8 protein-coding genes are annotated in these 14,049 nt (G+C 45.9%); 7 read left to right on the top strand and 1 reads right to left on the bottom strand.

Going from position 1 to position 14,049, the window contains the following annotated elements:
* Nucleotides 1-109: 109 nt before the first annotated feature.
* Together GGC63_RS26025 and GGC63_RS26030 are read left to right on the top strand one after the other, a co-directional pair.
* Complete coding sequence (locus GGC63_RS26025) at nucleotides 110-2,383, top strand: helix-turn-helix transcriptional regulator (protein ID WP_192704804.1); 2,274 nt, start codon at nucleotides 110-112, stop codon at nucleotides 2,381-2,383.
* Between the two features lie 43 nt (nucleotides 2,384-2,426).
* On the top strand, nucleotides 2,427-3,545 hold the full coding sequence (locus tag GGC63_RS26030; protein WP_192704805.1) for a glycoside hydrolase family 105 protein: 1,119 nt from the start codon (nucleotides 2,427-2,429) through the stop codon (nucleotides 3,543-3,545).
* A 133-nt stretch (nucleotides 3,546-3,678) separates the two neighbouring features.
* On the opposite strand, the gene GGC63_RS26035 is transcribed toward GGC63_RS26030, so the two are convergent.
* Nucleotides 3,679-5,292 carry a hypothetical protein gene (locus tag GGC63_RS26035; protein ID WP_192704806.1) on the bottom strand — a complete coding sequence of 538 codons (1,614 nt, stop codon included), beginning with the start codon at nucleotides 5,290-5,292 and terminating at the stop codon, nucleotides 3,679-3,681.
* A 275-nt stretch (nucleotides 5,293-5,567) separates the two neighbouring features.
* On the opposite strand from GGC63_RS26035, the gene GGC63_RS26040 reads away from it, so the two are divergent.
* From GGC63_RS26040 to GGC63_RS26060, 5 genes are all read left to right on the top strand, one after another.
* Entirely contained in the window at nucleotides 5,568-7,820 is a 2,253-nt protein-coding gene (locus GGC63_RS26040; protein ID WP_192704807.1) for a helix-turn-helix domain-containing protein, read from the top strand.
* Nucleotides 7,821-8,237: 417 nt separating this feature from the next.
* Entirely contained in the window at nucleotides 8,238-10,301 is a 2,064-nt protein-coding gene (locus GGC63_RS26045) for a hypothetical protein (protein ID WP_192704808.1), read from the top strand.
* Between the two features lie 153 nt (nucleotides 10,302-10,454).
* On the top strand, nucleotides 10,455-11,375 hold the full coding sequence (locus GGC63_RS26050; RefSeq protein WP_225948504.1) for a dihydrodipicolinate synthase family protein: 921 nt from the start codon (nucleotides 10,455-10,457) through the stop codon (nucleotides 11,373-11,375).
* 31 nt (nucleotides 11,376-11,406) lie between these two features.
* Entirely contained in the window at nucleotides 11,407-13,041 is a 1,635-nt protein-coding gene (locus GGC63_RS26055) for a hypothetical protein (RefSeq protein WP_192704810.1), read from the top strand.
* 43 nt (nucleotides 13,042-13,084) lie between these two features.
* Nucleotides 13,085-14,041 carry an ABC transporter permease gene (locus tag GGC63_RS26060; RefSeq protein ID WP_192704811.1) on the top strand — a complete coding sequence of 319 codons (957 nt, stop codon included), beginning with the start codon at nucleotides 13,085-13,087 and terminating at the stop codon, nucleotides 14,039-14,041.
* Nucleotides 14,042-14,049: the final 8 nt, after the last annotated feature.

The raw sequence follows: 14,049 nt of genomic DNA on the forward strand, positions 1-14,049 counted from the left end.
GAAACTGCCGGGTGCATGCCCGGCAAATTTTCATTACGATGACATAGTTAAGTTTCTGATATAATGGTTATCGTCGAAGCCTTGCATGTTCAGAAAGGAGAGGTTTCCGGTGCCAAAATATTTATATCGCTTGCTTATGTTCACCCTGCTGCTCGGTGCAGTACCGGTTGCATCCATTGGGGTCATCTCCTACTACATTGCCTCTAAGGATATCGAAAAAAAGGTGAACGAAGGAAATGGACAAATCTTGCTGCAAAATCAGATGCGTATGGAGCAGGCGCTGAAAAACGTGGAGATGGGTGCTGTGCAATACGTCAATTCCTCACTTGTAAGCGATTACTTGAATGATGCTCTTACCAATAACGATTTTCAAACGATCGCCAATTTGTCCAAGGGATTGTACAACCTTCATTCCATCTGGGGGGTAGCCGATGCGCATCTTATCAATCTGGAGCATGGATGGATGATCAGCAATCTGGGCTTCACCCCAATGGAGGACTTCAACGACCAGAATGCACTTAAAAAATACGCAAGCCAATCCAAAAATTTATTTTGGCTGGCCGAAAAATCGGCTGGTCGGTCGGACAATACCATGGATCAAACGGGAAGCCGTGACATGATCAGGCTTGTCGTGAAGCTGCCGATGGTTGCTTCTACGAGTATACCCAAAGCGCTGCTTATCATTGACATGTCGCATAATGCACTGGAAAGTGATTTGGGTCCGGACAATCAATGGGGAAGCATCTTTGTATTAAACCGGGAACATGAGCCATTTCTAGCAAGTCCAGGATCGGGAGAGCAGCACTATCGTATTCTGCAGCAAATGCCAAAGTGGGATAACGCTGAGGGATATTTTGAGAAGGATCGGATGGCTGTCAACTACCGGGTATCCGCCAACTACGGCTGGTCCTACATTTCCGTCGTATCGATTGATGAAATTACGAAGGCATCAAAAAAAATTGCATTCATTACGGCCAATGTTTGCCTGATTATCATCGTTATTATTGCCGGTGCCGCATTCTACGGTACGCGTCGAATGTATAAACCGATACGCCGGCTGTTTATCATTATGGAGCAGTTCGGGGTCGAGACACCGAATCTGAAGAAAAAAGATGAGTTCGCCTTCATCGAGGACCGCTTTCAAGTATTATTCAACACGCGCAAGCAGATGCAGCAGCAGCTAATAGCCCAGAGATTGCAGGTGAAGGAGCATTTGCTGCTCAAGCTCTTTATGGGGCAAGTTAGCGAGAGCGAATTTTTGTTCAAAAGGGAAACGTATGGCTTTGCGGAGCGAGGCAAGGCTCTCGGCGTGCTTGCTTTACAGATCGATTCGCTCGAGGGAACCCGTTACTCGGAGAGCGATAAGGAGCTATTGCTGTTCGCAATCAATAACATCGTCGGAGAGCTGCTGCCTGACGGATGCCTCATCGGAACGCTGCTGCTCGACCAGTCGCAGGTATCGCTGCTGACGGCGGATACGGATGACCCGGCGGAGATGAACGCTTACTTTTATGGGATGGCCGAGCGGATCAAGCAAAAGCTACTCGAACTGCTGCAGCTCAGGGTGAGCATTGGCATCAGCCGCCCGTTCCACCGTTATACGGATGCGATGGACGCCTATTCGGAATCGCTGGAGGCCTTGAAACGCCGCATCAGCCTTGGCCATGAATTGGTTCTTAGCTACGGGGATATAGAATCGAATCCCGGTACTCTGCAGCCTTCCGTATCATGGGCTCATATGGAGGACTATTTGCTCAATGCGCTCAAGACCGGGGATTCAGGAGCGGTCTATGATTACTACAACAACTATGTGTCTTCTCTTTTGGAAAAGGGGGTTATGTTTAACGATTTTCAAATGCAGATGATTCAGCTGATCACGAAAATATATCGGCTGGTCCAGCAGCAAGGGGGAACGCTCGACGGCTTAATCGGTTCCATGTCGGTCATCAACCGTTTTATGAAGCTGCATACCGTGGAGGAGATTACATCCTGGTTCAAAACCGTGCTGCTACCGCCGACGATTGCTTTTTTGCAAGGGCGAATCGATACGCAGTATATCAATATCGCCCATCAGATGGTCGAGATGATCCATGAACAGTATGACCAGGATATTACTTTGGAGTCCTGCGCGCAGCAGCTGAAGTTTCATCCGGTTTATTTAAGCCGCGTGTTCAAGAAGGAGATCGGTGTGACGTTTATCGACTATTTGACAAATCATCGGATGAATATGGCGAAGCTCTGGCTGAAGGATAGTCAAATGAAAATCACCGAAATCGCCGAACGTCTGAACTATAACAGCTCGACGGGTTTTATCCGTACTTTCCGCAAAGCAGCTGGCATGACGCCGGGTCAATACCGTGAGCTTCATTCGAAAATGAATTAAGAATTCCCGCGAATCGCGGCATTAGATATTAGGGGGCATCCTGATGCTGTATGCATTAGTGGATCAACTGAAGATGGAATATAGGTCGGAGTCAAGATGGTATTCGCACCGATGGCATTATATTGAAGGATGTATTTTGAAGGCCTACATGGACAGCTATGAACATTTTGGAATTGAAGACGATTACCTGTTCGTTAAGGATTTTATCGACGGATTGTACAATAGGGATGGGGAAATAAGTGAAATCAAGGCCGACATGTACAATATTGATCAAATACGGATGGCCACTCTGCTGTTTCCATTGTATGAACGTGAGAGAGACCCAAAATATAAACTTGTGCTAGATCTGCTCTACCGGCAGCTGGACACCTACCCAAGAACTAAGTGCGGTTCCTTTTGGCACAAGCAAAATTACCCATTCCAGGTTTGGTTGGACGGCCTGTATATGGGGCAGCCGTTTTACGTCCGTTACATGAAGACCTATGCCGACCACAAACATTACTCCGATTCGTTGCATCAATTCGATAATGTCCGTCGGTTCATTTATAACGAGTCAAAGGGTTTATACCATCACGCATACGACGAAAGCAGGCAGATGTTCTGGTGCGATAAAATGACGGGCCAATCACCTAATGTATGGGGACGGGCAGTTGGATGGTTCGCAATGGCACTTGTAGACGTGCTGGAGCTACTGGAAGGAGAACCGGCGGATACACAGCCGATGAAGCAATTGTTAATTAAGTTAGTCGAGAATATACTTCCTTATCAGCAACCCGGTGGGATGTGGATGCAGGTTGTCGACCGGATAGAGCATCCGGACAATTACTTGGAAACGAGCGGAACGCTGATGATTGCTTATGCCATAATGAAGGGTGTTCGTTTGGGTTATTTGCCACAGGAGTACTTCATCTACGGAAAACAAGCTTTCGATGGAACGATATCCACTTACTTGCGGGAAGAAGAGGGTGAGGTGCTGTTGGGAGGCATTTGCCGTAGCGCTGGTCTTGGTAAGAAGCCGGAAAACGGACAGATAAGGGATGGCAGCTTGGAATATTATATTTATCAAGAGCAGGTGGTGGATAATAACGGACATGGCGTAGCACCTCTATTAATGTGCAACAATGAAATGAAGCTGCGAAAAGTTTTACAAAAGCAATACTAATAATACAAAAAGCCAGCAGAAATTGAACTGCTGGCTTCTTTAAACCCAATTTGCCCCAAGAACTAGTATTTACAGTTCCGAAAGACGGGCTGAATGTAGATAGGAAACTGAGGATACAACACCAATAGAAACATTATTGCTTGTTGTAGTCATCAAGGCCTTTTTGCATGATCACGATCATATCATCTACATGCATGCTCTTCAGCTTCGCGATGTAGGCATCCCATTCCTGATCGATGCCGCCTTGGACGACCCAGCGAATGAATGTCTGTCTTACATAGTCCCTGACGTTCATCTGCAATTGCGTCAGTTTGTCGCGGTCGTCTGCCGAATAGGCGACATAGTCTGGGAAAAACTTGTCAAGCGGCGCAACAATAGGCTCGTACATCTTAACAGCTTGAGAACGGTTATTATTGCTATTTCCCGGTAAGAAGCGGAGCTTGGAAGCTAAGTCTGGCGTGATCGCCGAGACTGCATCCACATTAGGGACTCCACCATCGTTTGCGGTTTCCGGCAAAATGTCGTAAGTACCGTCACTATTTTTTTTCGTGCCTGCTCCAAACAATCCGTAAGTTTCCTGCACAGACCAATCGGGATCAGCCAGCAGGTCGGCCAATCGGGCGGAGGCGATAGGATACTTATTATTTTTGAAAAGGGTGAACTGATTAGTGCGCACAATCCATGTTTGTCGTCGATACAACTGCTCTTGGGTACCCTCAGCTTTGGGCGGAAGCATCGGCACATAAACGTCGGAATTAGGATTGCCGTAGGCTGCAATGGCACCGACCATTTCCGGCTTGTTTACCAACTTGGCATAATAAGCGCCCCAGTCGTCCGTAAATACTTCGGGTGGAATCAATCCTTCCTTATACAATCGGTGCAGATAAGCCAGTGGCTTTTTGATCTCCGGGTTAAGAGCCTGGAAACGGACTTTGCCGTTCTCGACCGACACATAGTTATCGTCAGGAACCAGGATTCCGAAGGAACCGCCGTATAAATCCAATTGACCTCCTACATATTGGTCCCATCGAAAATAATAAGGGATCATGTCTTTTGGAATGTCCCCGACTCCAGCGTTCGCCTTGAATTGTGCCAGCACAGAGGCAAATTGTTCGGTTGTTGCCGGAACCTCCGCACCGATCTGATCCAACCATTTCTTGTTGATCAGCCATTGATCGCGTATGCCCAAATAAACGGGATTTTGTTGAATAAGACCTAAGCTGTAAATGCTCCCGTCTGGGGCAGTCATCGCTTTTCTGGCCGTGGGGTTTGACTCGAGCACTTTTATCCAATTGGGTGCATATTGCAGCAGGCTTGAAAAAGGGATAATATCCCCATTGTTTTGAGCAATAGTAATTTGATATGGAGACGCATCGGAACGCAGTAGCAGATCGGGATACTGACGGGAGGAGAATATTAAATTCAATATATCCCTGTTATCGACCGAGACTTGCTTAATCTCGAGATGAATTCCGCTCTTTTTCTCCAGTTCCTGAAAAAACTTCGACTGATTGTAGTCGCCTTTATAGGAAGTAACAACAACGGTTTTCAGTGTAATGGGCTGGTTAACAATGGGATATCCCGTCAAATTGACGGCGACGCCGTTCTCAATGATCTGGTTGCCGTTCGTTTCTTCATAGCTGCTTGAAGCATTGTTGGTATTTGAAATGTCCGATGGTTTGCATCCCGATAGAAAGATGGCATTCCATAATGAAACGATTAAAAGCAACCCGGCTTTATTGTTCACACACACTTACTCCTTTCACAGAGGTTCATCCGTTGATTCAATTAAATATCCTAACGATAACAAAAAGAACATCGATAAGTAAATATGCCATTGTAGAGGCATTGGTCATTGTTCTAAAAGGGCATTTCCATGCTGGATGAAATATACAATCAATGAAGGATATGCTATATTGAATACAACAAAACCGTGAAAGCGCAAACAATTTCGAACAGGATTCTGAGAAAGCATATAAGTGAGTACAAGAGATTAAGAGGCTATCAAAGCGGGGTGAAATTATGTTTTGGCCACAACGAAATGTTTTGCAAACAAACCGGTTGTTTCTGCGCTATTTGTTATCATATATGCTGGTATTGGCTATTCCTCTCTCAATTATCGTCATCCTGGTTTACAATTATTTCTTCCATATGTTGCAGGAAGAGGTAATCAAGAACAACGTTAATATTCTCCAGCACGTCGTAACTTCCGTAGATCATCAAATCGCGGGGATGAACACGATTGCCTACCAAATATATAACAATCCGGACCTTACTACGCAGCAAATCGGCGATGGCCCGTATAATACTTCCAAAGGGATTCGTCAATTAAAAAGCTATATTTCCGGAAATAACTTTATAAGCGATACCGTCGTGTATTACAAGCAATTGAATAAATTTGTTTCTTCGACGCGGACTTATACGTTGAAAGAATTTTTGTCAGCCTATTATGGTGGCACAATTTCGGAGGAGCAATTTCAAGCCGTAGCCCGGGATATTGACGGTAATGGGGTATGGGTACCGGATGGTGCAAGCGGAGGAGAAATGGGTCATGTTGTAAGCTATCTTATTCCCAATAGCTCGAATTACGATAAACGCATGGTATTGTTTATTATCAAACAGCATGCATTTGAACAAATGATGAGCAGCAATAAAGGCAATGTCCTGGCAATAAATCCAGAGCGCAAGATCGTTGCCGCTTCGAAGGAGAGCAATCGTCCTCAAGAACAGGATTTAATGGCAATCATTCAACCTGACCGGATTGAACATTCGGTCATCACGAAATTCGGTTCCTCGTCCCATTTCGTTTCCTACATCCAATCTCCGGAAACTGGCTGGAGCTATTTTATAGTCATACCCGTAAAAGAAGCGATGAGCCAAGTCTATGCCGCCAAGAATACTTTCCTAGGAGCACTTCTGATTATTGTGCTAGCAGGTGGTACAGCCATATTGTTCAACATGCGCTTAAACTATCGTCCCATCCGCCAGCTTCGTTTATTTGCCGAATCGGAAACAGGTAGCGTAGCAGAAACCGGAAATGAGTTCGAAGCGGTACGAATGACGATTAACCGGATCAATCAAACGAATAAAATTTTGAAAGATCAGGTCACGAGCAATCGTAGTGCCGTCAAAGAATATCTATTGTCCCATTTGCTCAGTGGGATTTTCCCGAATGCAGAATCGTTTAACGAAAAAGGCAGCGATTTTGGCCTTTCCTTTAACCTGCCATTTTTTCGCGTCGTCATCTTTTCCGCAGCTGCTTCGGAGCCGCTGAAGAGAGAGAGGGCTTCCAAGCTTCAAGAGCTATTGGAACAGGCGATACCTGACGAAATTGAAGGCTATGTCCGTTTAAATATCGACAATCGGTTGATTCTTATACTTGCCAGCGGCCGGGAATCGGATCGTCAAATGCTGCATGATGCTTTAACACATATGCAGCAGCTCTTAACAAATGAGCTGCACTCTCATATTGCGATTGGTGTAGGTAACCCGTACGAGGCAGCAGGACAGGTCGGCAAATCGTGCCTGGAAGCCTATACGGCGCTTGATTACCGATTGGTCAAGGGAACGGATCAAATCATTTACTTTGAAGACATCCGCATCGCCGCAGTATCCGGATTTCCTTACCCGGTAGATGAACTAAGAGCCCTGGAATTGTCTATCATAGAGGGTAAAACAGATCGAATCTCCTTCATTGTGGAGGAACTGGTGGACAAAATTACCCAGTATGACATCCCGTTGTTCGAGGCTCGTTGTCTCTGCTATGATATTATCAATACGGTGCTGAAAGCTATGCAGCAGATTAATAAAAAGTTCATTGGCCTGGACAAGGGAGCTATAGATGTCCTATCCCTAGCCCAATTTGAAACGGTAAAAGAACTTGGGCAGAGTATCACTGATGTTTGTCAAACTCTGTGCAAATATATTCAAGATACTCGTGAGAAGCATGATGACGAGTTATTGAGACAATGGGTCGCGTATATAGAAACGAACTATCACGATACAAACTTTACAGTTCAGAACATGGCCGATCATTTTAATATGTCTCTTTCCAACTTAAGCTATTATTTCAAGAAATGCTCTGGGCAAAGCATTTCCGATTACATCAATTATCTGCGTATTGAAAAAGCCAAACAGCTTTTAAGCTCGACCGAGAAGCCACTTATCGAGATTATTTCTGAGATTGGTTACTGCGACGTTTCCAGTTTCGTACGGAAGTTTAAGAAGGAAGTTGGGACGACTCCGGGAGGGTTTCGCAAATACAACAATATTTAAACGGTTTATACTTCGCCATAGAAGAGGACTGGATGAACCGGCTTCCGGTATAACGCATCATCGATGTGTTGTTCGGAAGCCGGTTCTTTTGTTGCGGGAAATGAACAGAAGATTATGCCATCCGTCAGAGGCTTCATCTAAGAAAATATAGGTTTTGCTGCTTGGATAAACAGGCTTTGCTTAAGAATGGCATATCGTCATTTAACGGCATATTTACGTTCCGAGCCTGCATCTGCTAGTTTGAAAAGGCGATCGATTCGTAATATGCATATGCAAACGATTACATTGTTCACGTAATTTTTCTGCGGAAGGTACAAATGAGCGGACATTATTTTCACGAGCTCATGGAAGGACGAGAGAGGGCCTGTATATGTTCTTGTGATGCCATCGAAAAAACATGCTGAGGAGGTATGGGGCATGACCGATGAAAAAGATTCAAAGGAGAAGTTAACCCGTAGAAAGCTTCTTGCTTCAATGGGCATGGCGGGAGCCGCAGCACTTCTATATGGAGTATCGGCCGGAGGAGCAAATGCTAGGGAATCTTCATCCGTCACCGATTCCGTTTATGGAAAATATGGTGATTCAGAACATACGCCAGGCAGTTTTATCCGTGCCCGCGGCGTTTTTAGACCCCAGGTACGGATCACGCAGGAGTGGGAAGTATTGGAATTCACTACACCAGCCGGTGTCACAACCGGCTATCGGTGGGCCGGAGCACGACCGCACACGACTACTTCAGATAACCCGCTTGCTGACGGAGGCATTAGCGAAAATGCATGGGTAGCTGTATATCAGACCGGTCTTGATAAATCGTTGGCCCAAATCAGCGGTGCAAGTCTTATCGGTGGCGCCAAGCCGATCTGGCGTGTTATTGATTCCGATTTGTGGCTCACGGATCCGACGGCTGCAGTCAAGAATGTTCTGGTAATCGCAGCAGAGAAAGGTGGGACAGTGCTGCTTCCCGCTGGTACGTACGACTTTACAGCATCGGGAGGCAATATAGACTTACCTCCAAACGTAATTGTTTGCGGGGAAGGGGTTGGCGTTACCAATCTACTGTGGAATGGTGCCGGATACTTGTTCCGTTACTGGAGAGATTCAACCACCTGGAGCGGCGCAGTCGGAACCAGTCATGCCATTGTAGATTTATCCATAAACGGAGGCACCAATCCAAATTCGATTGCGATTGAAATCTCGGATACATATGGGTTCAAGCTTCGCAATGTCAGTCTATACGGTTTTACAGGCGGTGATGGCCTTGTATTACATACCCGTAATTTCTGGGTTGAAGGAACGACGTTGGAAAATGTCTCTATCAGTAACTGTAAACGCCATATCGTATTCAAACGTCAACCGGGAACATCTAACATGCCATCGTATGGTTATACTACGTTCCGCAATGTCTCCCTAAATGTTCGGGACGGTCAGATTGGGATGCTAGTCGGAGACAATACTTATAACAACGCCCAGCATGAAATTTATAATGCAATATTGGAAGTGAATATTTGGACATCAGGAGGCTCGATTGGCATTGGCTTTGGAAAAAATGGCACTATTCGTGACTCCAGCGGTATGTTCAGATGCGAGACGCCGCCGGAGGGAGCGGGGTTTACCGGCAAATTCATTCAAATCGATGATCCAGAAACGTCCGGAATTATTAATTTCGACGGGCCAGTAAGAACCTCTCATTTAAGCAAAGCGGAGGATTGGAAAAATACATGGCGTGATCTGCGATACCAAAAGCTGCGGGATATAGGTGAACCTAAGCCCGGTGTACAAAACTATGCGCAATGGTTTCGGGTGTGTCGTATAGGAAAGGATAAATCGTTATTCAGCGGTCGTGTCAGAACTGTTACGGATTATGGCAAAGCCTCTTACCGTACAGCATCAGCCGAATTTGCTTTCGGAGTTCGGGGCAATGAGGCCGGGGGATTTAAACCGGTATTTACGGTAGATGGAGACGGATTTAACGGATCGGGGGATTTATTCGCGAAATTTGCTGTATATGCCGACGCGGCCTCCAATTACTGGTTATATTTCCGCCGTCCCAAATATACGAACTACTGCGTGTTCGAGTACACATACGACTTGTATCCGCAAGGCACGTACGAATACTGGGATAAGGTAGATTCGCCGGAGACGGATACAACTTTGACCAAAGTGTGGGACTCTGTATCGTATCCGTCACAGTCTTCCTATATAGGTGATGAAATTGTATTTACGGGGCAGCGGACTATCGTTACGGTAAATGGCGGTAATGTCACTTATTATGTCCCCCACCTGCTAGGCATTGCCCCTGAGTGGTATATGGCTTCAGCGTTGTCAGCCGATGCCAATATGACTGGAATTTCTTCGGTCACCGCCGATAAGAACAACATCACGATCACATTTAAATCAGTGACACCTGCCGGGACCGGAAACATCATGATTGCAGTAGAGTGGGGGCGAAAGCAGTTTAACAACCGGTTCCGGCCATCGTGATCGAACGTAAAGGCAAGTTAGTTGCCAATATAAAGTTAGAGCGTCTGCTAATAAAATTCGATTTCATGGCACTCCTGATCAAGCAAATCTAATGAGAGCCTTTTGATGAAATGGTGTCTGACGCACAATACAGGAAAAAAGGGGTTACGAAACATGTTAAAGGATGGCGTCTGGCCTACAATGATTACTCCGTTTACGGAAACCAAAGAAATCGATTACGAAGCGCTGGAGCGGCTGATCGAATGGTATATCGCCAAAGGCGTCGACGGCTTATTTGCGGTATGCCAATCGAGCGAAATGTTTCATTTATCATTGGCTGAACGGGTTCAGCTGGCCCGGTTTGTAGTCGAACAGGCGGCAGGCCGCGTTCAGGTCATCGCCTCGGGACATATATCGGATTCGCTAAAGGATCAGGTGGAAGAAATAGGTGCCATATCGGAGACAGGGATCGATGCTTTTGTCATCGTTAGCAATCGGCTAGCCGGAAAGGAAGAATCCGACGACATTTGGAAGCGGCATGCCGAGCAGCTGCTGCACCAAATCCCTGAGATGAGCTTCGGCATCTACGAGTGTCCACATCCTTATAAGCGGCTGCTAACTCCCGGGCTGCTTCGGTGGTGCGCGGATACGGAGCGGTTCCTGTTTTTAAAGGATACTTGCTGTGATCCCGATCAGCTTACAGCCAAACTGAACGCCGTTCAGGGGACCCAGTTAAAACTATTCAACGCAAATGCAGCCACTCTGCTGATGTCGCTGCAGGCCGGGGCATCCGGGTACAGCGGTGTGATGGCTAATTTTCATCCCGATCTGTACGTCAGCCTCATGAAGCTAGCTCGAAGCCGACCTGAAGTTGCTGCCAGGCTGCAGCAATTCCTCGGATTGGCATCAAGCATTGAACGACAGCCTTATCCGCTAAATGCCAAATATTATTTGGGCTTGGAAGGCTTGCCCGTCCAATTGCAGGCTCGTTCAAGCAATGCCGTAAGCTTAACCGCTTCGATGAAGCTGGAAATTGAGCAGCTGAGAGGTATAGAACAAGAGATTCGAACCATGGCTGAAGCCGCTGTATTGTAAGACTATCTATTTATTCTAGGGGGACTATTCGATGGGGAATAGAGTTGTTGCCGGCATACTAAGTACCGTGCTCATCGGTGGAACATTGATCGGCTGTACGGATACAAAGCAATCCGAGAATGAAGCTGAACGTGAGATTTCCGATACCACCAAACTGGACGGCGGAATAACGAACGCAACAGGATATCCGATTACCAAAGAACCGATTACTTTAACAGTAGGAATCGCGTACGGCGCCCATATGGGGGATATCACCAAGTACAGCATATGGAAAAAAATAGAAGAGAAGACGAATATTAAGATTAACTTGAAAGTATTCAGCGATGTAGAGAAAACAAACTTGATGTTCAGCAGTCGCGACTATCCGGATATCGGGCTGAGAATGGACGCTTCGGATCAGTCCATGACCGATGCTATCGAAGCCGGAGATATTATCGGTATCGATAAATTGCTGCCCTATACCCCAACATGGCAAAAGTTTTTTGATTCAAACCCCGGCTTGAAGCTTCAGGCGATGATGCCAGATGGCAAATTATACGGCTTTCCTTATGCGGTTATTAATGAAACTTCCTATAATTTGCGTGATCAATGGTTTATCAACAAAAAATGGCTGGATGAGCTCGGACTTCAGATCCCAAAGACGACGGAAGAGTTCAAAAGCGTACTCTTGGCTTTCAAAAATAACGCAGGAAAAGGCTCGATTCCTAAAAACGTCATCCCATACTACGCTCTATACGGCAGTAGCATCGGCGGTCAGTTTGACATTTACGGAACATTTGGCGTGTATACCCCCGGCAGCTACTTTATTGTGGAGGACGGCAAGTTCAAATCACAGGCAACGAATCCCGACCTGAAAGAACCGATCAAATATATGGCCGATTTATATAAAAATGGACTGATGGTTCCGGAAGCCTTCACCGATGACTGGGGAAAATATACAGCAGCCGTTTCATCCAATCCTCCATTAGTCGGATCAATGACCTCTTTCTTGGATCAAGGGCAAAATAGCACGGATGGAAAATGGTGGTACCCAATGGCACCTTTGAAGTCGCCTAATGGCAAGGATCCATATATTCGCCGACAAACGAAAAGCATTTGGCCGAGAAACTTCGTACTCTTTAAAAACAACAAGTATCCCGTTGCATCAGCAAGACTAGCGGAGCTGCTGGCCGATCCGGAGTGGTCCCTATCGGAAAACTACGGAAATCAGGGTGTGATGTGGAAGAAAAATGCAGAAGGCAAATATGAGTTATTGACGCCGGCGGCCGAAGTTGCGGATGCAGATAAGGGGCTAGGCAACTACGGTATAGCGCTTCTTGACGAAGATATGTTCAATAACAAGATCGTCAACGCCAATTTCACAAAAGAAGGTACTCGAGAATGGGCGTATGTAAATATTTATAAGAAATTTTTGCCAGCCAAAGAACTGAACTTTCCTCCATTGCCGAGCGGACTGCTGAGCGAGACGGAAAAGCTGAGAATGGCCGATTTAAGTAAATCAATCAACGATTACATTAAAACGACGATTGCAGGCTGGATTTCTGGAAAAGGAAGCATCGATGCCGAATGGGATGCTTATACCAAAAAGTTGAAAGACCTTGGGCTGGATGAGTACATGCAGCTGAATCAAAAACAACTAGACGCTGCAAACAAGCTTAGAAAATAGTTTGGTCCATAAGGTCCGCATTGGTAGTAAGGAGATGAAAGCGATGAATCCGGAACAAGTTATAGCTACGCGCACTTCTGTTAGATTGTTCAGTAAAAAGCTGCTTAAGGTCAAAGAAAATATCGGCCTATACTTTCTTGTGCTTCCTGCACTGATCTATGTCATTCTTTTCGACTATGTTCCTCTATATGGAGTGCTGATTGCCTTTGAGAACTTCAAGCCTATCAAGGGAATATGGGGAAGCGACTGGGTGGGGCTATATCATTTTCAACGGTTATTTAAATTGGATCTATTTTGGGTGCTGATCAAAAACACATTATCTTTAAGTCTTTATTCCTTAGTTGCAGGATTTCCGGCGCCTATCATCCTTGCGTTGGCACTGAATAGCGCTGCAAGCAAGAAAATAAAGCATATCGTGCAAACCGTTACGTATGCGCCTCATTTTATTTCGATGGTCATTTTGGTAGGAATGTTGAATGTTTTTCTTTCTCCCAGATTAGGAATCGTCAGTCAACTGCTTAATTCTATCGGGGTTATCGACGGGCCGCTTATGATATTGACGAATCCGGATGCATTTGCACATCTGTACGTCTGGTCGGGCATTTGGCAGGGAATGGGCTGGGGAAGCATTATATACTTGGCTGCGCTATCGGGTGTTGACCCTTCATTGCATGAAGCGGCTACCGTAGACGGCGCCAATAAGTTTCAGCGGGCTTGGTATATCGATATTCCTTCCATTATGCCGACCATTGTAACCCTGTTGATCTTAAACTGCGGAGGCATATTGGGGGTCGGGTTCGAAAAGGCTTTTCTGATGCAAAACTCCTTGAATTTGCAAACCTCGGAGGTCATCTCGACTTATGTGTACAAGGTTGGGCTGCTTCAATCCCAATTCAGCTTTTCTGCTGCGGTCGGGCTGTTCAACTCAGTTATTAATTTAGTCATGCTGCTTACCGTCAATAAATTAGCCAAGAGATTAGGCCAGTCCGGCATTTTCTAAGGAGGGAC

Origin of the sequence: Paenibacillus sp. OAS669, from assembly GCF_014873645.1 — a bacterium.
Taxonomy (GTDB): domain Bacteria; phylum Bacillota; class Bacilli; order Paenibacillales; family NBRC-103111; genus Paenibacillus_S; species Paenibacillus_S vulneris.